A 20,437-nucleotide genomic window follows, 5' to 3' on the forward strand; every position below is an offset into this window, starting at 1 on the left:
TACATAATTCGCAAATTTAAGCATCACTTTGACTGAAGGAGGTGTCAATATGGATATTAAAGATGCATTGCTCACAGAAAAAGAAAACATAGACAGGGGTGTTACAAGATTCATGAAAGCTTTGGAGAAAGACAGCATTCAGTACAATTCGCAGGATCTTGACCAAGAGCAAAAGGTGGATGTTAATCCTGTTCAGTTGAACACACAAAATGTTCATGTTCATATTAGCCCGGATTCAAATTATACATCAGGAAAAATCACCGGTTCTACATGTTTCAAAAATAATAAGCAAATCGCAAAAAATGTACTTATATTTCTGCATTTTGGACGCGAATGCGGCTCTCCTGTATGCAGAACAACTTCCGACTCCAATGGAAACTATATCTTCGAAGAATTGCCGCCGGGATTCTATATCATATCTGCAACTTGGGGATAAGCTAAAATACCAGTCACATTATATAAAGGTTTTACCCGGTCTGAGTATAAATCACCCAATCCTCTTAAGTTAGTACTTAGTCATCCCTACATCCTCCGAGGCATCAAGCTGCATTGCTTCTGCCTCTTTCATTTCATAAAAATAAAAGCTCGGGACATCGAGCCCCTTCGCTTTTGCGTCTTTCATTTCATTCCAAGAGGCCAAATGAAAAACCCTCACAATTTATACAATTGTAAGGGTTTAATTGGAGCTGGTGGACGGAATCGAACCCCCGACCTGCTGATTACAAGTCAGCTGCTCTACCTGCTGAGCTACACCAGCATAAATTTATAATATTTTATTTTCCATATCAAGCAGATGATTTGCTCAACCGCTTAAATATAATAACATGGCCTTAAAGCTAAAGTCAACCCCTTTTTTTAAAAAAATTATGTTACAATTATGTTGCATAATCGAGAATGCGGCTATAAAGTTGCAGAGATATTGGCTGCAAAAATTTTAGGAAAAGAAGAAAGATGCCTCTTTAATTTGAGGCACCTTTTATCAATATCAAGCTTAAAATTTTTATTTAAATATCGCATTGGTAAGTCTGTCAAACAGTTTTTGTCCATTACCCGAACCAGTGCAGTTTTGCAATACAATCTTACCCGGATTGCCATTGCCGGTAAATCCATGTTTTTTATTGTTGTTAGCTACACAATTTATAAGTATATGAGGAACTGAGGCAGTGTCATCTCCAAGTTTGTATCCGTTACCGTCTCCACCTGTATCTTTTCCATTCACATCATAACCGTTTCCTATAGCCTGGCAGTTTTCCAAAGTTACAACTCCTATAGCTCCCGTCTCTTTTTTAGTATACAAATCCCATCCGTCATCACAGTTGTTAATGGCTATGCAATTTCTAAATACATTGCCTTCTCCACAGGTAAGCTTTGCTGCAAAACCGTCCGCATCCTCACGTCCGGAATCCATGTTCATGGTTGAAATACAGTCTAATATAAGATTGTTGCTAGGCCACTTGTCAATTGTACTATAGGAAGTATTATATCTTGACAACTGGAGCCCTGAGTCATGGTTCTCAGTAAATTTACATTTCTCAATAATATTGTAGTGCCCCGAAAGCAGCATTCCATTGTCTCCTGCTCCTTTTATGGTTACTCCCTTAACATGCCAGTATTTTGCATCAAGAATAATACCCCTGTTGGCACTGTTTTCTGCCATGGCTGAAAAATCAATAATTACTTCTCCATCTCCATAGGCTGCCAGCGTCTTCATAGCGTTTGGCAGACCATTATTTCCTTCTTTAATTACTATCGTTTTTGAATATTTGTATGTTCCCGCTTTTAAGTAAATTGTCTTACCCGGCTGAATCAACTCAATAGCTTCCGGCAGCGTCATCGAACCATTAGGTGAAAGAACAATGTCTCCATCTACAGGGTCGTTTGTACGTGTTGATGTTGGGGTTGGAGTCGATGTTGAAGTCGGTGTCGGTATTGGTGTGTATCCCGAACCTCCTCCGCTGACAATTACTTTATCAAGCCGCGGACCACCGTCACTTGTACGCGTTTTAAATCTTATAATATTATCCGAACCGCTGTCCATATTAGCTTTTACGCTCAGAGTACTCCATGTATTCCAGGAACCTGTGCTTGGAAACTCTTTTTCGCTTTCAATAGTAGTGCCGTTTACTTTGATTTCCATTGGCAAGCTTTTTCCCGATCCATTTGAATATACAAAAGTAATCGTAACTTCACCGCTTACAGGAGAACCGACTTTTTTCATTTCAACATACGCATCTTTTGTTTGGTCAAATACAACATAATTGGATTCTACTTTTGCATATTTCAAATTGTTGCTGCTAGCTTCCGCCTCGTGTGTTATACCTTGGAAGTTAGTTGGTGTTGAAGTCGGATGCGTAGTAGTGGGCGTAGGTGTTACCGGTGGTGTATCATCAACAAAAGGCAGACGGTTAATCATTTTTAATACATATCTATTTAATATGCTTCTATCGGTTGAATTTACTTTCCCGTCAAGATTTACGTCTGCAGCTTTAAGTTGGCCTTCATTTAGATCAATACTTCTAATAAGATATCTTCTCATTAAAGCCACGTCTGTTGAGTTAACATTTCCGTCTCCATTCAAATCACCATATACCACAATTGGGTTCTGGGTATTTTGAGGAAGTGTTGGTGTCGGAGCCGGTGTGGCTGCAGGTGTATTTGTCGGCGTTGTTGATGGTGTCGGAATACCGCTCCCTTGGACACCGGCATATTTTAATACAGTTTCTTTTACCTCACTTGCAGGCTGAAGCACATGATCATACTTGTAAGGAGGATTAAAGCTGCATGTTGAAGTAGTAGGCTGATTTCCCTTACAATTAATAAATATATTGTCCTTTACATCCCAATATCCGATATTACTGCTATAATAAGAACCAATCGGACCTTCTGCAAAGCCTGTTTTGCTGTCTACTGCTCCACATCCTACATTTTCAAAAACGTTTCCTTCGATTCTTAATTTGGCTCCTACTCTTGAGTTTATACCGCTACCCGAAACATCTAAATAGTAGTTGTTGAACATATGACCTGTACCGCCTCTGTAACTTGGCGTACGAGACTTAACATTATAATAAATATTATGATGGAAAGTGATTTTTCTGTCATAGTCATCACTGTCCGATGAACCTATAAGGCTTGTTTTATAGGAATCATGGAAATAATTCCACGATACGGTTATGTATTCGCTGGACTTTTTAATATCCAAAAGTCCGTCATACCAGTCAACATCTCCTCCTTCGGTATCTCCGTCATCCGGAGTAACTACTCCGTCACCGTTACAATCGCCAATCATATTGTACAATTCACAGTGGTCAATCCAAATATTCTGCGAATTTTCAACACCGATTGCATCCATAGGTGCTCTGGTATGATGAATTTTCATATTCTGAACAATAATGTTTTTTGATTTAACTATATTGATTCCCGCGCCTTCCAATTCACCTTTTCCGTTAACTCCAAGAAATGTAATGTTGCTGACTTCTTTACAGGCAATAGCTTCAGAGCCGGTTAATTTCCTGTCAAACTTGATTATTAGCGGTGATGTGTCTTTATTCTTTTTCCTTGTGCTCAATAGTTCATTAACCTGCGACACACTGGTGGCAGTTACTTCCTTACCCCCCGTACCGCCTGTAGTACCGCCGTTTAACGTTGCAAATCCAATCAGCTCAAAACTTGGAGCTGCCTGAACAGTGACATTTGCCGATGTTACAACAAGCATACTTATAAGTATTGATAACACCAATAAAAACGACATTTGTGCTGAAATTCTCTTAGACATAAATTACCCTCCCAAAATTATATTTAAAATAAATTTTTCAATAAAATATGATAATTAAAAAATGTGTCCATGCCTTGAAAAATACAGAGCAATATTTAAATGTACTTAATAAAAGCATGTAAAAAGAGGAGTAATAAATAGTTATGCACATTGCAATACTGTGTAGAAATGCTTGATGAGTTGTTCAAAAAACTTTATCAATGCCCTTTCAGCTTTGATAAAAAACTTTCTAAACGGTTTACTCCTTATTTCCTCTCAAAACACCCATAACAAAATTATTCTCAATCATATTTGTCTAAGATCCCCATTTGTCCTTACACCAATATTTTATAATAACTAAAAAATTATTTATACATGACATTTTTGCTGTTTTGTTCTTTTTTTTTACGTGGAAAATAAAAGCTCGAGACATCGAGTCCCTTCGCTTTTGCCTCTTTCATTTCATTCCAAGAGGCCAAATAAAAAACTCCATAATCCATAAAGGATTATAGAGTCTTTATTTTTGTGGTGGGCACTATAGGGCTCGAACCTATGACCCCCTGCTTGTAAGGCAGATGCTCTCCCAGCTGAGCTAAGCGCCCATATTAATTTTTTCATGCAAAAAATATTATACCACATCAAAATAAAAAGTCAATAAAATTCAAAAGGTAATTATTTCATTTTTTGAAACATTCTTAATAATCTATAATAATGATTTGCCTCCCTAAAAGTGTGGTCTGCAACAATGGGCAATACACTGGCGTGAATTTTACACTTTAGCAGTTCTTGAGTCCATTTTCCCATAAAATCCGTTGTTTCTCTCATTAAATCAATACTTCCATTAACGAGTTCGTGTGTAAATACCTCTTCGGACTCTGCATTCTTTGCCCTCTGAGAGTTTATCCAAAACTCTTTTGACAGCTTGTCGCAAATTTCAATCGTCTCACGCCCTATAGGGTCAAGACTTCCTTTTATATATTCCATATGCCGGCACATTATATCGTTCCAGAATCTTTCCTGCTCCAATATATTATGCGCTTCATACGGATGTTCATATTTTTGAAGCATTTGCAAAACTCCTATATACTGTTTTGCTTCTTCTATCATATGAATTAGGAGGGACGGATACATCGAAATATAAACTCTCGATGCCAAAACATCCGAAAAAAGCCTTTTCTTATAGTTTACAAGTGCCGCCGTAAGTATTATTGCCTTTTGATTTATTACATTAATTTTTTCTTCAAGCTTTGGCAAAAAGGTCATTCTAATATTATAGGTCATTGCAATTTCCTTTTGAGTAATTTCAGTATTTACAGGTATTCCGGTAAAAAACCGCTTGCAAGCTCGGCGTTCAACGTGTACGGGGTTACAATTTCATCCGATGCTCCTGCATCGGGTCCTATAGCTCCTGTGGATACTGCCAGAGCCTCATCCAATAATCCGTCAAATTTATGCATAAAGACCCTAGCCTTCCCTCTAAGGTTTTTATACTTTGAAGCTAATGCAGCTTCAATAAAAAATGCGTGTTCCTTCATAATTCGCGCAAAAAACAAGTGAGCTTCCAAAGATAATCTGGCGTAATCCAACTTTGACAACATGTGATGTCCCCTCCCTCAAAGCAAATCAATATTATGCGAATCACAAATATACTATTCATAATTTACATAAATTGTTACAAATAGGGTTGACACAAATTAACCGCCGGACTAGATAAGTCTGTAGAAAAGAATAAATCATTTCATTCCAAGAGGCCAAATAAAATGAAAAGAGCTATACAGTTCTTAACTCTGTACAGCTCTTTTTATTAATTTTATGGTCGGGGTGAGAGGACTTGAACCCCCGGCCCCATGGTCCCAAACCACGTGCGCTACCAACTGCGCTACACCCCGATGTTTTTAACGACAAAAATTATTCTACTACATAGCTATTGCCAATTCAATCTCATATTTACCCCAGTTTCGCGAATTATCGCACTCATTCTTTATTTTTCTTTTAAAATCGAGCATTTTCTTATACAAATACACAAAGGCCTTACCCCAGTATTTGTAACACAATGTTAACTTGATACTGATAACTATATGACTTATAATTAACCTGAGGAATTGTGTTTGTTTATGTAAACTAATCTTCCGTCGAGGAAAAGAGGTGTTGATTATAAAAAGGTTACTAGGCCAGATACGAAGGGCTATACAAGATTATAATATGATTCAGGACGGTGACAGGGTTGCGGTAGGAGTGTCCGGCGGCAAGGACAGTCTTACACTTCTCGTTGCCTTAAGACAGCTTAAGAATTTTCTACCTGTAAAGTTCGAGCTTGAAGCTGTGACCCTTACAATGGGAATTGGAGAGTTTGACCTTTCCCCTGTTAAGGAGTTGTGTGAAAGAATTGATGTGAATTATACCATTGAAGAAACTCTTATCGGCAAAATTGTATTCGAAGAACGCAAAGAAAAAAATCCCTGCTCCCTTTGCGCAAATCTCAGGCGCGGTGCTTTGCACAATACCGCCAAGAAACTTGGCTGCAACAAAGTTGCTCTTGCCCATCACATGGATGATGTAATTGAAACTTTGCTCCTTAGCACTTTTTATGAAGGTAGAATTCATACTTTTTCACCGGTAACTTATCTTGACAGGAAAGACCTCTACCTTATAAGGCCTCTGATATATACTGAGGAAAAGCTTGTAAAAGAGTTTATTAAGGTAAATAATATAATAACGGTACATAACCCCTGTCCTGCCAACGGCTATACAAAAAGGCAGTATATAAAGGACCTTTTATCGGATTTGAAAAAAGAAAACCGGGAAATAAAAAACAATATTTTTGGAGCTGTCAAGCGTTCGGGAATAGATAACTGGTGATACTTTACACATAACTAAAAACTATATAGGAGGTAAGACTATGAAGTACATAAGAAAAAGCATATGCATAATTGCAATTTTGTCTCTGGTTTTTATGTTCTCATTCGGCAATGTTAATGCCGGTACAATCTATGAATCCAAAACGAAAGAAATAGTTACTTCCGGTGTGACGTTAGAAACCATTACAAGGTTTACCGATGACGGATGGCAAAAGATCAACGTATTAAGGGTTGACCTTGATAACCCGAATGTCAAGGTTGACACTCTGATCAATTCAGAGTCTGTAAAAAATCTCACCAATGTAAAAAATCTGGCGCAGTCAGCCGGTGCTGTAGCGGCTATAAACGCCGGCTTTTTTAACTGGTTGAAAGGAGAATCCGGGAAGGGTTATCCCGACGGACCCGTGATGCAATCGGGAGAATTTTTGTCCGTAGATTCCGAATACAACAGGTACAACGATTCCATGGCAACTTTTGCTATCGATAATGAAAACAATGTATATTATGAGTTCTGGAAAACAGATATAAATATACACGCTCCGGACGGAAGCTCTGCCAGAGTCTTTCAGTACAACAAGCCCAGCTCCTTCCAATATACCGATATAACCATATGGAGCAGAGCCTGGGACAAATATTCCCTTGGTGTTTCCGAGCAGTATCCCGATTTGGTGGAAGTGGTAGTTGACAACGGTACTGTTGTGGAAATCCGTCAGAGTCTTCCTGCTGTTGAAATTCCCCAGAACGGCTATGTGATTATAGCCAGAGGAGCAAACGCTCAATATCTTCTAGATCATTTTAAAGAAGGGGATCCTGTGGAAATCTCATTCTCCACAGTTTTAGACTGGGAGAACATCGAAATGGCTGTAACAGGCAGCGCTATTCTCGTTAAAGACGGTCAAATACCCGAAAAATTCTCGTATGAGATCACCGGAGTTCATCCCCGTACCGCTGCCGGAACCTCAAAGTCCGGCAAAGATTTAATACTTGTAACTGTCGACGGCCGTCAGGCAGCAAGCAAGGGTATGAGCCAGAGAGAACTTGCGAACTTGATGCTGAGCCTGGGGGCGTATAATGCCATAAATCTCGATGGAGGCGGTTCAACCACCATGGTTTCGCGACCTTTTGCAACCAACGACCTAAAAGTTGTAAATACTCCGTCCGATGGCGGATTAAGAAGTATTTCCACAGCTATAGGCGTATTTTCCGTTGCTCCTGCTTCATCTCTTGCAGGCATGGTGATTGAAACCCAGCCCAATATATTTGTAAATACAACAAGCCAGATATCTGTCAAGGGTTATGATACAAATTTCAATCCCGTATCTGTTGACCAAACCGCTGTCAAATGGAGTGTCTCAGGCATCAAAGGAAGTTTTGTTGGAAATGTCTTTCGCCCCGAATCTCCAGGTGTCGGTACTATAACAGCAACAGTAAACGGTGTAAAAGCAAGTACGACCATACGGGCTTTAGAAGCACCAAACAAGCTTATTTTAAGTGACAAAAAGCTCAATCTTGTAAAAGGAAATTCTCACTCCTTTACCGTCAAAGGAGTTGACAATAACGGCTACACTTCATACATAACCCCCGCTGACCTTAAGTGGACAGTTAGCGGAGATATAGTAAGCCTTGAGAAAAATAAAGTTACTGCTGTAAAATCCGGTACCGGATATGTAGAAGTTGCATTAGGCGATGCCCGTGCCTACTGTGCTATATCGGTTGCATCGGAATCTCTTCACACGGTAGAAAACTTCGAAGCGCAAAACGGCTCATTTATGACCGTACCTGCGGATCTACCGGGCTCATATGAAATTTCCTCAGAAGAAAAAAAATCCGGACAATACTCCGGAAAACTCAGTTACGACTTTTCACATCTCCAGGGAACAAGAGCTGCATACCTGGTATTTTCCAACGGCGGTATTGACCTCGGCGGCAACACTACCGAAATCACCATGTGGGTGAACAATCCCCAAGAAAATCCCAACTGGCTTAGAGCAGAAGTAGTTGATGCCAGCGGTCAAAAGCACCTTGTTGATTTTACCAGGGATATGAGTTGGACCGGATGGAAGCGCGTATTTGCTTCACTGCGGGATATTAAGTCACCATCCAAGCTGACAAAAGTTTACGTTGTACAGGTCAACCCTGTGCCCAGCTCAGGTTCAATTTACATCGATGAAATCAGCCTGAACAAAGCAACATTTCCCGAAATTAACCAAAATACTATTCCAAAGGATGTTGTTCTTTCCGACAAAGACAACAGAGAGGCAGTTTTGAATGAAAATTCAATCAAATTATCTGTTTTCCGGAAAAGCAACCCTGAAAACATGCTGCAAAAGCTTTTAAATACAAGGTTCTATAATAAAGTTACGGCTGATAATCACATGAAGAACATCCAAGATATTTCGGATATAAAAGCCAACAGCCATCAGGATATAGGAAATAACCGGCTGATTTTGCTCAACACTACGGAAAAAAGCATAAGAGCAAGCTCTGCCGGTCAGTGGCAGTGGTTCCTTGACAAGCTTAATTCCCATACCGGAGATAATATCTTCATATTTATGAAGAATTCTCCCGATACCTTCAGTGACCCTCTGGAAGCTAAATTGCTCAAGGATATTCTGGTTGAACACAAAGAAAAAACCGGAAAGAATATTTGGGTATTCTATAATGAAAGCTACGAAACATGTTATTCCGACAACGGAATCAAATACTTTGGTACTGCGGGACTTAATATTGGCGGGCTGACCCCGGATAATGCACAGAACGTAAAATACATTGAAATAACTGTAAACGGAAAAGAAGTAAGTTACCAATACAAATCTCCCGTTAAATAATTAATCCCTCATTGCTTCTAATTTACGTCAACCGATAAGCTTTTGCCTCTTTCAATTCATTCAAATAAATATTGCCGATTTAATCCAGGGCCGTACAACCCCCGGTTAAATCGGCAATAATATTAATCGGCAACAAAATTCTTTACGCTGTATTTTTAAAATACTATAATCGATTATTATATCTTGATTGCAATTATGGTATCTTAATTATCCAGTTTGCTTATTATACCCTTTAAATATGCCCCAAACTCTTCTTTTAGGTCTTCCCGGTCCAAAGCAAACTCTACCGTTGCCTGCAAAAATCCTAGTTTGTTTCCTACATCATAACGCTTTCCGACAAAATCATAAGCATACATCTCTTCCTTCTCCATCAGCTCTCTTAATGCATCTGTAAGCTGAATTTCTCCTCCCTTGCCGGGCTTGGCATTCTCAAGATAGTCAAAAATTTGAGGAGTAATAATATATCTTCCCAAAATGGCTATATTGGACGGTGCACTGGCTTTATCAGGCTTCTCCACAAGATCCTTTACCTTATACACTCTGTTGTCCACAATTTCCCCGCCTACTATACCATACTTGGACACTTGATCCTCCGGAACCTTTTGCACACCCAACACCGTTGTCCTATATTTATCGTAAACATCAATCAATTGTTTGATGCACGGCACCTCAGAATCCACAATATCATCACCTAATAGCACTGCAAAAGGCTCATTGCCGATAAAGGACTTTGCACAATATATAGCATGCCCCAGACCTCTAGCTTCTTTTTGCCGTATGTAGTGTATGTTCGCCAAGTTTGATATATCCTGAACCAACTTAAGAAGATCCTGGTTCCCCTTCTTTTCAAGCTCCTGCTCCAGCTCATACGACTTGTCAAAATGGTCTTCAATTGCTCTTTTGCTTCTTCCCGAAATAATTATAATATCTTCAATACCTGACTTTATAGCTTCCTCAACAATATACTGAATTGTAGGCTTGTCAACAATGGGAAGCATCTCTTTAGGCTGAGCCTTTGTGGCAGGTAAGAATCTGGTCCCCAGACCTGCTGCTGGAATTATTGCTTTTCTGACTCTCAAAACAGTAACACCTCTCTTCATAGTTAAGAAAGTTCATTCATTATTTAATTTCTATTTTATCAGACCAGAACATTATTTCCAACATATATTCAAAAGTATTTTTATTCTTATGTACATTTTTGTTATACTTTGGTAACATAATATAAATTATTACTTCTATGATAACTTTCCGACTAAGGGGATGATCTCAGTGATTATTAAATCGAGTTTTAGATTGCTTAAAACCGCCAAAGATATATACATTAGGTCAAAGGATGATGATGTACCGGCATTGGCAGCACAGCTGACATATTATTTTATTCTTGCGCTTTTCCCGTTTTTGATTTTTCTAATTACACTTTTAAGCTACACATCTATAACCGATGAAAAAGCAATGAACTTTTTCGCCCGGATACTTCCTCCTCTTGCTTTTAATACGATACTGGATGTCGTAAACGATATAACTGCTTCCCCCAGGGAAACTTTTTTATCCTTTGGTATGATAGCCGCTTTATGGGCATCTTCCAACGGAATGAAAGCTGTTATAAGAGGAATAAACAAGGCCTATGACCAAAAAGAAACCCGTCCCTTCTGGAAGGTAAGAATTGTATCCCTGATTGCAGTAATAATTCTTGCCATAACTATTATATTCTCACTGGCACTCCTGTTATTCGGAGAAGCTGCAGAAAGGAAATTGTTTTATTACTTTAGATTTTCGCATATCTTCAAATGGGCTTTTATGGCCATTAGATTCCTAATACCTATAGTCTTAATGTTTTGTGTATTTACCCTGCTTTACATGCTGACACCCAGCCGGCGCCTTTCCCTAAAAGAGGTACTGCCCGGGTCTGTGTTTTCCGCTATAAGCTGGATATTGGTATCTTCACTGTTTTCATTATATATAAACAACTTTGCCGACTTTTCAAAAATGTACGGTAGTATAGGGGGAATAATAGCGCTCCTTGTCTGGCTGTATTGGATAAGTATAATAATAATGCTTGGAGGAGAATTAAATGCATCCCTTGCGCTGAAAAAGAAATAAACCGCACGGAAAAACAGAATCATTCCAAGAGGCCAAATAAAAAACAGCCCGCATACATAAAATGCAGGCTGCTTATATTGTCACATGTATTAGTCTGCTGTATAAGGTAACAATGCAATATGCCTTGCTCTCTTAACAGCAACTGTCATCTGACGCTGATGCTTTGCACAATTTCCGGATATTCTTCTTGGCAATATCTTACCTCTTTCGGAAATGTACTTCTTTAACTTAGCCACATCCTTATAATCTATTTCAGTTACTTTATCCACACAGAAGGCACAAATTTTCTTTTTTGCCCTTCTTATTTTTATAGGAGTTTTAACATCGGCTTTATCCATATCCTTGTTATTCTTATCCTTCTTAGGAGCTGCCATAACTTAATAACGCCTCCTTTCTCAACCTTATAATATTTATTCGCTCTTCGTAATTAGCCACGTAATCTTAGAATGGAAGTTCGTCATCATCATCCACAGGATAAAATCCATCCGCTGGCCCCGCAATTTCTGCCGCAGGTCTCATTTCTCCCATTCCTTGACTCTTTTTGCTCTCAGCAAAATGCAATTCTTCCGCAACCACTTCGGTTACGTAATGTTTCTTTCCTTCGTTGTCATCCCATGTACGGGTCTGCAGTCTTCCAATGACTACTACTTTGAGACCTTTTGTAAAATACTTCGAGCAAAACTCCGCACTTTTATCCCACGCTACAATGGGAAAAAAATCTGCCTGTTTTTCCTCTCCCTGCCGTGCAAAACGTCGATCTACAGCCAATGTAAAGCTTGCAACCGGTGTATTGTTGACAGTCGTATATCTTAATTCAGGGTCCCTGGTAAGTCTTCCCATCAAAATAACCTTGTTCATAATTTCACCTTAATTATCCTTTTTAACAATAATATCTTTAATGATACCGTCGGTTATTCTAAAGATTCTTTCAAGCTCGCGGGGAAAACTGGATTCGGCAGTAAAGTTCGCCAAAACATAATACCCTTCATTAAAGAAATTGATAGGATAAGCAAGCTTTCTTTTGCCCCACTCATCTATGCTCTCTAATTGAGCTGAAGATTCAATGGTGCTCTTAATTTTTTCAATCAGGGATTTTGTCTCTTCTTCACTAAATTCCGGACTAATAATAAAGATAGTTTCGTATTTATTTGTCATTCGACTTCACCTCCTTCTGGACTAAACGGCCCTGTTTCACGAGAACAGAGCAAGGATTCACAGTCGTTAATTTTATCACATTTTTTTCATATGTACAACTCTTTTTATTAAATTATTATTAAAAATATTAAAATTTCATTTACTTATAAAGAAAGATTTATTATAATTGAGACAATCTCTCGATATAATTGTCTATAATATTTAGTTACTTTATGTATAATTATTTTAATAATAGTTGCCACATTCAATAGATTTCGAGGGTTTTTTCTGCTTTTACATATTATTCAATTTTTGAAATAATTGTATGAGGCAGTAGCTGAATGTGTAAAAACTGTTCCCAAAACACTAGTTATATGGTATTATATTATTATATATGAGTATAAAATTATTAATTGATTTAGGAAATGAGGTATCATACTGCATTGAGCGAACTGGTGTTTGCAACAATATGATTTATCAACAGCTTTAATTCAACATTTCACCAACACTATAAACACACAGCTCCAAATTAATTGGACTTGTTAATTGGACTTGCTTGAAACCCGGAAACCTATGGACTAATTTGAATTGTTATACATCCTTTAGAAAGGGTGAGATGAACGTGTCAAAAAAAACTTCAAATAAAAATAACGAAAATAAAAAAATAAAAATAAAAAGAAACCAGGTTTTTTTACTCTATTGTTGTTTTCTCTAGTTGCCGGTGCAGTTTTAACTTTTCCTACTTATTTATTGTTTTCGTACTATACCGACAACCCTTTGAGCAATGTTCCCATAATAATGTTCACTTCAATATACAGCGGGATTTTGTATGTGATAATATTTCAGGTATCCAGTATATTGATAAGGAATTATTTTGTGGAGCATGTAAATGAAAAGGATCTTAATAACTTTAGGGATTTTACGGATATAATCCACAAATCTGCTTCAGAAATTGAAGCATATCAAACCCTGTATGACTTTATACAAAAAATTCGAGTCAGCAATCATATAACTTTGTTCTACCGCAAGGAAGTGTCTGCAAATGAAGTGGTGTGGGAGAGGCTTACAAAGGAAAGATTGCCCCTTTGCACCATGGAGCCTAGAAGCTGTCCTGTGGTTAAGTGCGGCCGGGCATGCCTGGTAATGAATATTGCTACCGATATACCGTGTGTCAATCAGCTTCGAGAGCACAAATCGGGAAGCTACATTTGTATGCCGATAACCGAAGAAAATATAACATTAGGGATTCTGCAGCTTTATTCAAAGTCTAAAAACTACTTTTCAGAATCTCTTATATCAAAACTTGAGTCTTATATAGAAGTTGCCAAACCAGTTATCAGCAGTAAAAGAGCCTTAAGCAAACTTAACAAAAATGCTTCCACAGACAAACTTACAAAACTTTATAACAGGAGGTTCTTAGAATATTATCTTGACAATCAACTTAACCTTGCCGGCTTCTCAAATCAGAAATTAAGTGTTATTATGATGGATATTGACAATTTCAAGCGAATAAATGATACCTATGGACATACCGCCGGCGATGCCGTGCTGGTTGTGTTCTCTCAGGTTATTTTGCGGTGTTTGAGACAGACCGACCTTGTTGCCCGTTATGGAGGAGAAGAATTCATAGCAATACTACCAACCTCCGATACCAAAAACGCCTATGAGATAGCTGAGCGTATCAGAGAATCCATAGCTGCAGAACCCATGCCTAAAGTAAATAATGTTCAATTGCCTAATATAAGCTGCAGTTTTGGAGTTTCAACCTTTCCCATACATGCAGACAACAAAGTTGACCTGATAAAAACGGCGGATATAGCTTTATATAAAGCAAAGCAGTCGGGCAAAAACCGAGTCATAACCTACTCTGAGGGTATGGAAATGTAGAATAAACTGTCATGCCCTGTATTATTGCTTCTTGAATGTTTAACTTTTTGTCCAATATTACAATATCTGCATCTTTTCCTTTTGACAGGCTGCCTTTCCTGTCAAAACGTTTATTAGCTTGGCGGGATTTTCCGATACCATTTTGATTACATCCTCCAAGCTAAATCCCAATTCTTTAACCATGTTTCTTATACCGTCTATCATTGTAAGAGTGCTTCCGGCCAACACACCGTTCTCAAATGCGGCCACACCGTCTTTGACCATAATTTGGCCTCCTGCAAACTTAAGTTTCCCATCTCCAAGTCCGGATGCCAAAATAGAGTCGGTTATAAGAATCACTTTGTCCGGTGTTTTGCACTTAACAATCATTTGTATTACCGCTCCATGCACATGTATTAGGTCAGGAATTACTTCCACCGTGACATTCTCGCTGTCCAATGCCGCTCCGGAAAGTCCCGGCTCCCTGTGGTGAATACCTGTCATTGCATTAAAAAGGTGGGTAACATGTTTAAAACCATTTCTAAAGGCTTCCTTTGCCCCAGCAAAATCAATACCGGAATGTCCTGCGCTTAAAACTATGTTTTCTTTTTGGCATTTTTGAATTATTTCCAAAATTCCATCCAATTCAGGCGCAGCCGTCACAAGCCTTATATTATTTCCCGATTTCCCGATAAACTCATCGATTATTCCCGCATCAGGCTTTAGAATATGCTCCATGGTGTGGGCTCCCCTGTATTTCGGATTTATAAACGGTCCTTCCATGTTAATGCCTGCTATTTTCGCACCCCTCAATCCTCTTTCCATGGCAAGCCGGATATTTTCAAGAGCACGGTCTATATTTTCCTTAGAATCAGTCATGACCGTGGCAAGAAATGATGTAACACCCTTAGATGCAAGAAATAAAGACAACTCATTTAGCCGGTTCGGATCTGCTTTCATAATATCAATGCCTGCAGCACCATGCGTGTGTACGTCTATAAATCCCGGAACCACGTAAAAGCCTTCCGCATCCAAAACTTCACAGTCCTTTTCCGAAACCTCAATGTTTTTATCAATCCTTGTGATTCTCCCGCTGTCAATCAATATATCCCGTGCCTCAAAACCTTTTTGGCTGTCCAAAACAAGTCCGTTTTTTATAAGTTTCATTTTTTTCTCCTTTGATTTTCATGTTTAGTTTATCTATGATGATTTTTACATATAATAAATTAAAATAAATTTAGAATAAAAATAACTGTAATATTTTAATAAGTTATGATATTATATTATCATAACATTTGTGTTTTTTCCAATGTATAAAAACTTGTTTCAAAGAGTCTGTATTTTATTCGTGTTTTATCCGTATTGTTGAAAATAAAATAAAGTTTTGTTTCGCATTTGTCGATTTTGATTAAGAAAAAAAATATTATGTTTATACTAAAATAAATACACAAAGAAGAGGTATGATAATGATGAACACAACAGCGAATATTGATGAGGTTTTTAAGGTTATTAATGCAGAACATCCCGATCCGTTCAGCGTGCTGGGCATGCACCGTCTAGAGCCTGAAAATGGGATGGCCGTAAGGGCATTTCTGCCAAATGCAAAAGAAATTATAGTTGAGGAACTCTTCGGAACAAGTGCGTATCAAATGGAAAAAGTCGAGGACAGAGGCTTTTTTGAAGCCGTAATTAAGGACAGGAGCGACTTTTTCAAATACAACCTTAGAGTTACCGACTACGAAGGCAACAGTTTTACCTTTTGTGACCCTTACTGCTTTTTGCCTGTGCTTTCGGACTATGACCTTTATTTGTTCAATGAAGGCAACAACCATAAAATCTATGAAAAGCTGGGTGCCCACAAAATGACTATTGACGGCATAGAGGGTACGCTCTTTGCTGTTTGGGCCCCTTGTGCAAAACGCGTCAGTGTTGTAGGAAATTTCAATCAATGGGATGGCCGCCGGCATCAGATGAGGGTAAGAGGAAATTCCGGAGTATGGGAGTTATTTATCCCTGGTATTGGTCAAGGTGAAATATATAAATACGAGATAAAAACCCCTCACAATGAGCTGTACATTAAGGCAGACCCCTATGCTTTTTATTCGGAACTTCGTCCAAACACCGCTTCCATCGTATATGACATTGACGGATATGAGTGGAATGATGCGGACTGGATGCGTGAAAGAGACAACAGCAACTCTTTTGAAAAGCCCATATCCATATATGAAGTACATCTTGGTTCATGGAAAAGGGTTTCAAACGATGAAAACGGCTTCCACTCATACAGGGAACTGGCGGATATGCTCGTAGAGTATGTGAAATACATGGGGTACACTCACATTGAACTTTTGCCCATCGCAGAGCATCCTTTCGATGGGTCCTGGGGATATCAAATCACCGGATATTATGCGGTGACCAGCAGATATGGGGACCCCAAAGACTTTATGTATTTTGTGGACAAATGTCATCAAAACGGCATCGGAGTCCTGATTGACTGGGTACCGGCTCATTTTCCGAAAGACGGTCACGGACTGGCAAGGTTTGACGGCACAGCCCTGTACGAGCACTACGACCCCAAACAGGGTGAGCATCCCGACTGGGGTACCCACATATTCAACTACGGAAGAAATGAAGTTAAAAACTTCCTGATTTCCAATGCCCTGTTCTGGCTTGACAAATACCATATTGACGGACTCAGGGTTGATGCAGTCGCATCCATGCTCTATCTGGATTACGGCAAAAAGGATGGAGAATGGATACCCAACCGCTGGGGCGGAAAGGAAAATGTTGATGCCATTGAGTTTATGAGGCAGCTAAATTCAACAGTATTCCAATACTACCCCGGAGTTATGATGACTGCTGAAGAATCCACCTCCTGGGCCCTTGTAACCAAGCCTCCTTTTACAGGCGGCCTTGGATTTTCATACAAGTGGAACATGGGCTGGATGAATGATTTCTTACGTTACATGAGTATGGACTCCGTATATAGAAAGTACCATCAAAACCTCATAACCTTTTCCTTGATGTATGCTTTCTCGGAAAACTTTATACTTGTACTTTCCCATGACGAAGTGGTACACGGCAAGTGCTCTATGATAGAAAAAATGCCGGGAGATTACTGGCAAAAGTTTGCAGGCCTACGAGCAAGCTACGGTTACCTATACGGGCATCCCGGTAAGAAGCTTCTTTTCATGGGAGGAGAATTTGCACAGTTTATCGAATGGAATTACAAGCAAAGCCTTGACTGGTTCCTTTTGGATTATGATATGCATAAGAAGATGCAAGACTATGTAAGGGACCTCAACAAGCTTTACAGAAGTGAAAAAGCACTGTATGAAGTGGATTTCCACTATGAAGGCTTTGAATGGATAGATTGCAATGATACGGAACACAGCATAATATCCTTTATGAGAAAGGGCAAGGACTGGCATGATTCTCTCATATTTGTGTGCAACTTTACGCCGGTGCCCCATGATGACTACCGTATTGGTTCTCCTTTCAACACCACGTATGATGAGATTTTCAATAGTGACTGGGAGAAATACGGCGGAAGCAATGTCGGAAACTTCGAGCCGATTAAGGCTGAGGAGATAAGCATGCACAACAAGCCTTATTCTATGAAGCTCCGCATTCCACCTCTTGCAACCATTGTTCTAAAGCCAAGATTTGATGAAAAGGATAAATCCCGCTTAAAATAAGATTTATATATTTATAATAATTGCCACTTTGACCGGGCGATGAGCCGGTTAAAGTGGCAATCAAATTTATTTGGAACATCAAGATTCTATATATTTTTATTCCTTTACTTGCCTATTACATGAGCACTATATTTGCCATTAGTCTCTTCATTCACATAAAAATATAAATACCATTTTCCAATTGAGTTATTAACTTTTATTACTTTTTGCTCAGAAAAGATACTCTCTTTGCTTACAGTTCCTGTCCATTGTACTGCATTATCCGGAGATTTCAACTCAAACACAACACTTCCTCCATCGAGAACAACTTCTAAATCAACAGTCAATTCCTTTATATTGGATTTATTAATATTAATTCCCTGATAAAAAGTTGTATAATTTGGATCAAAATCTTCTGCTAAAAATAATCCTTCCAGATTTTCTTCTAACTTAACATCATTTTTATACCTAAAACTAAAGAATAAAGCTGATGATATTAAAACAATCACTATTATTACAATAGATATTATCTTTTTTCTCATTCTTATCCCCCTCTTTTTAAATAAATTATGATGATTTTGATATCTTTTCCTCCAAGTCACTATTATTAGTCACATCTGAATCTATCTTCCCATCCGTTATAGTAATTATCCGTTTAGAATACGAAGCTACTTTATTGTCATGGGTAACTATTATTAAAGTTTTTCCCTCATTATTTATTGCTTTCATTATCTCTAGCAGTTCAATGCCTGTTTTTTGATCCAAAGCACCTGTAGGTTCGTCTGCAAGTATTATTTCAGGCTCGCTCACGAGTGCTCTTGCTATTGCAACTCTTTGCTGTTGTCCTCCCGATATTTGTGTTGGTTTTTTATTCGCCAAGTCTTTAATTTTCAACTGTTCCAGATAATGGTATATCCTCTCTTTCTTTTCTCTTCTTGAGATCTTAATATTTAACAACGGCAGCTCTACATTTTCATAAACAGTGTATTCATTCAAAAGCGCGAAATGTTGAAAAACAAAGCTAATTACAGAACCTCTAATTTTGCTTAGTTTTGAATTACCATATCCATTAACTAAACTTCCTTTCAAATAATAGCTTCCACTTGTCGGAATATCCATACATCCAATTATATTAAGCAAAGTTGACTTTCCGGAACCTGATGCCCCCATAATAGATACAAACTCACCGGCATTAATTTTTAAATTAACATTTTGCAGCGCTATTGTTTTATAACTGTCTTTTCCATATATCTTTCCTATATTTTCTAACCTAATTATCTCCATATCACTCTCTTCCCCCAATCAATTCTCTCGGCTGTAATCTGTTTATTTTTATTATTGGCAATATAGATGAAGCAAAAGTCATTATAATTATAGATGCTAGAATAAAAAGCAGCACTTCATCCTTGAACAGATCAAACACAATTTCCTTATATAACTGATAGAAGTATAATTATTTAAGTAAGAAATAGCAAACGCTACAATGGCTGAAATAATAGTTATTAGCATAATTTCTCCTACAATGATGATTTTAAGGCTATTTATACTTGCGCCTGTTGCCAATCTGATACCGAACTCACGTTTTCTTTGAATTATTGAAGATAGAATTACAGCTGTCGTCCCTGATAAAGCAGCTATCATAAAGAATATACTAATAAATATATTAATTTTAAAAGTTTCTAATTTTTCATTTTTATACTCTTGTAATTCCTGGGCCATTGTCACACAACTCACTTTAAGTCCCAAATCCAAGGCTTTTCTTTCTATTTGTTCCGAGAGCGTTAAAAAATCATCTGATGAGTCCAGAACAAAAAACATCTTATGCAGCATACATAATGTAGACATTAAATCGTTTTTTTGAGTAGGAGTAAATGGAATTATAAACCTGCTGTCGATATCTTCTAATGGCAGTCTTATATAATCGTCATCTGAAAACCATTTATTATTTGGTTTCATTATTCCTACTACTTTAAATTTTTCTTTTTGATCCCCGACTGTAAGCACAGTACCTAATTTTATTATATCTTTATATTTATAACCGGCCAAAATAGGTATCTCTTCAACATTATCCGTATTGAAGTCATCTTTGTTAAGACTTCTACCTTCATATATCTCAATATCAAGAATATTGTAACAAATTTCGTCGGTATAAAATATTTCCGAAATACCGGGATTTTCCTCCCTGAAAGTGTTCTTATATATTTTTTTATTTAAATTAATTTG

Annotated in this window: 18 protein-coding genes and 3 tRNA genes; 6 read left to right on the forward strand and 15 right to left on the reverse strand. The window is 38.0% G+C overall.

The window, feature by feature from the left end:
• Positions 1–49: 49 nt before the first annotated feature.
• On the forward strand, positions 50–436 hold the full coding sequence (locus JCM21531_RS11735) for a carboxypeptidase-like regulatory domain-containing protein (protein ID WP_243467596.1): 387 nt from the start codon (positions 50–52) through the stop codon (positions 434–436).
• Between the two features lie 69 nt (positions 437–505).
• On the opposite strand, the gene JCM21531_RS23870 is transcribed toward JCM21531_RS11735, so the two are convergent.
• The 7 genes from JCM21531_RS23870 to JCM21531_RS11760 all read right to left on the reverse strand — a co-directional run bounded on the left by JCM21531_RS23870 (position 506) and on the right by JCM21531_RS11760 (position 5,640).
• The gene (locus JCM21531_RS23870; protein WP_265445834.1) at positions 506–640 is read right to left on the reverse strand and encodes a hypothetical protein; all 135 of its coding nucleotides are present in this window, start codon (positions 638–640) and stop codon (positions 506–508) included.
• A gap of 41 nt (positions 641–681) precedes the next feature.
• Positions 682–757 (reverse strand) — tRNA-Thr (locus tag JCM21531_RS11740).
• Positions 758–1,000: 243 nt separating this feature from the next.
• Positions 1,001–3,772, reverse strand: a complete 2,772-nt coding sequence (locus tag JCM21531_RS11745) for a right-handed parallel beta-helix repeat-containing protein (protein ID WP_038290118.1) — start codon at positions 3,770–3,772, stop codon at positions 1,001–1,003.
• A 505-nt stretch (positions 3,773–4,277) separates the two neighbouring features.
• Positions 4,278–4,353, reverse strand: a tRNA-Val gene (locus tag JCM21531_RS11750).
• 70 nt (positions 4,354–4,423) lie between these two features.
• Positions 4,424–5,032 carry a DUF2935 domain-containing protein gene (locus JCM21531_RS23875; protein ID WP_094184791.1) on the reverse strand — a complete coding sequence of 203 codons (609 nt, stop codon included), beginning with the start codon at positions 5,030–5,032 and terminating at the stop codon, positions 4,424–4,426.
• Positions 5,033–5,061: 29 nt separating this feature from the next.
• The gene (locus tag JCM21531_RS23880; protein ID WP_094184792.1) at positions 5,062–5,349 is read right to left on the reverse strand and encodes a DUF2935 domain-containing protein; all 288 of its coding nucleotides are present in this window, start codon (positions 5,347–5,349) and stop codon (positions 5,062–5,064) included.
• A 215-nt stretch (positions 5,350–5,564) separates the two neighbouring features.
• Positions 5,565–5,640: transfer RNA gene (locus tag JCM21531_RS11760), tRNA-Pro, on the reverse strand.
• A 313-nt stretch (positions 5,641–5,953) separates the two neighbouring features.
• Between JCM21531_RS11760 and JCM21531_RS11765 the strand changes: the two genes are divergently transcribed.
• Both JCM21531_RS11765 and JCM21531_RS11770 read left to right on the forward strand, forming a co-directional pair.
• Positions 5,954–6,610 carry a PP-loop family protein gene (locus JCM21531_RS11765; RefSeq protein WP_173400191.1) on the forward strand — a complete coding sequence of 219 codons (657 nt, stop codon included), beginning with the start codon at positions 5,954–5,956 and terminating at the stop codon, positions 6,608–6,610.
• A gap of 40 nt (positions 6,611–6,650) precedes the next feature.
• Positions 6,651–9,437, forward strand: a complete 2,787-nt coding sequence (locus JCM21531_RS11770) for a phosphodiester glycosidase family protein (RefSeq protein ID WP_038290123.1) — start codon at positions 6,651–6,653, stop codon at positions 9,435–9,437.
• A 203-nt stretch (positions 9,438–9,640) separates the two neighbouring features.
• Here JCM21531_RS11770 and galU read toward each other — a convergent pair whose 3' ends face one another.
• A complete protein-coding gene (galU, locus tag JCM21531_RS11775; protein WP_038290125.1) occupies positions 9,641–10,516 on the reverse strand; it encodes a UTP--glucose-1-phosphate uridylyltransferase GalU in 876 nt (291 codons plus the stop codon).
• Between the two features lie 190 nt (positions 10,517–10,706).
• Here galU and JCM21531_RS11780 point away from each other — a divergent pair, with 190 nt between their 5' ends.
• Positions 10,707–11,537, forward strand: a complete 831-nt coding sequence (locus JCM21531_RS11780) for a YihY/virulence factor BrkB family protein (protein ID WP_038290127.1) — start codon at positions 10,707–10,709, stop codon at positions 11,535–11,537.
• 89 nt (positions 11,538–11,626) lie between these two features.
• On the opposite strand, the gene rpsR is transcribed toward JCM21531_RS11780, so the two are convergent.
• The 3 genes from rpsR to rpsF form a co-directional block, all read right to left on the reverse strand.
• Complete coding sequence (rpsR, locus tag JCM21531_RS11785) at positions 11,627–11,911, reverse strand: 30S ribosomal protein S18 (protein ID WP_038290129.1); 285 nt, start codon at positions 11,909–11,911, stop codon at positions 11,627–11,629.
• Between the two features lie 67 nt (positions 11,912–11,978).
• The gene (locus tag JCM21531_RS11790; protein WP_038290131.1) at positions 11,979–12,395 is read right to left on the reverse strand and encodes a single-stranded DNA-binding protein; all 417 of its coding nucleotides are present in this window, start codon (positions 12,393–12,395) and stop codon (positions 11,979–11,981) included.
• 9 nt (positions 12,396–12,404) lie between these two features.
• Entirely contained in the window at positions 12,405–12,692 is a 288-nt protein-coding gene (rpsF, locus tag JCM21531_RS11795) for a 30S ribosomal protein S6 (RefSeq protein WP_038290135.1), read from the reverse strand.
• 810 nt (positions 12,693–13,502) lie between these two features.
• Between rpsF and JCM21531_RS11800 the strand changes: the two genes are divergently transcribed.
• On the forward strand, positions 13,503–14,558 hold the full coding sequence (locus JCM21531_RS11800; protein WP_243467599.1) for a sensor domain-containing diguanylate cyclase: 1,056 nt from the start codon (positions 13,503–13,505) through the stop codon (positions 14,556–14,558).
• A 57-nt stretch (positions 14,559–14,615) separates the two neighbouring features.
• Here JCM21531_RS11800 and nagA read toward each other — a convergent pair whose 3' ends face one another.
• The gene (nagA, locus tag JCM21531_RS11805) at positions 14,616–15,704 is read right to left on the reverse strand and encodes an N-acetylglucosamine-6-phosphate deacetylase (protein ID WP_243467600.1); all 1,089 of its coding nucleotides are present in this window, start codon (positions 15,702–15,704) and stop codon (positions 14,616–14,618) included.
• Positions 15,705–16,006: 302 nt separating this feature from the next.
• On the opposite strand from nagA, the gene glgB reads away from it, so the two are divergent.
• On the forward strand, positions 16,007–18,235 hold the full coding sequence (glgB, locus tag JCM21531_RS11810; protein WP_038290146.1) for a 1,4-alpha-glucan branching protein GlgB: 2,229 nt from the start codon (positions 16,007–16,009) through the stop codon (positions 18,233–18,235).
• A gap of 104 nt (positions 18,236–18,339) precedes the next feature.
• Here the strand turns inward: glgB and JCM21531_RS11815 are convergent, their stop codons facing one another.
• The 3 genes from JCM21531_RS11815 to JCM21531_RS11825 all read right to left on the reverse strand — a co-directional run.
• A complete protein-coding gene (locus tag JCM21531_RS11815) occupies positions 18,340–18,756 on the reverse strand; it encodes a hypothetical protein (protein WP_038290137.1) in 417 nt (138 codons plus the stop codon).
• 25 nt (positions 18,757–18,781) lie between these two features.
• The gene (locus tag JCM21531_RS11820; protein WP_038290140.1) at positions 18,782–19,498 is read right to left on the reverse strand and encodes an ABC transporter ATP-binding protein; all 717 of its coding nucleotides are present in this window, start codon (positions 19,496–19,498) and stop codon (positions 18,782–18,784) included.
• Between the two features lie 96 nt (positions 19,499–19,594).
• A partial coding sequence (locus tag JCM21531_RS11825; RefSeq protein WP_038290143.1) for an ABC transporter permease occupies positions 19,595–20,437 on the reverse strand: 843 nt, incomplete at its 5' end.

The sequence above is a fragment of the Acetivibrio straminisolvens JCM 21531 genome, assembly GCF_000521465.1.
GTDB lineage: Bacteria > Bacillota > Clostridia > Acetivibrionales > Acetivibrionaceae > Hungateiclostridium > Hungateiclostridium straminisolvens.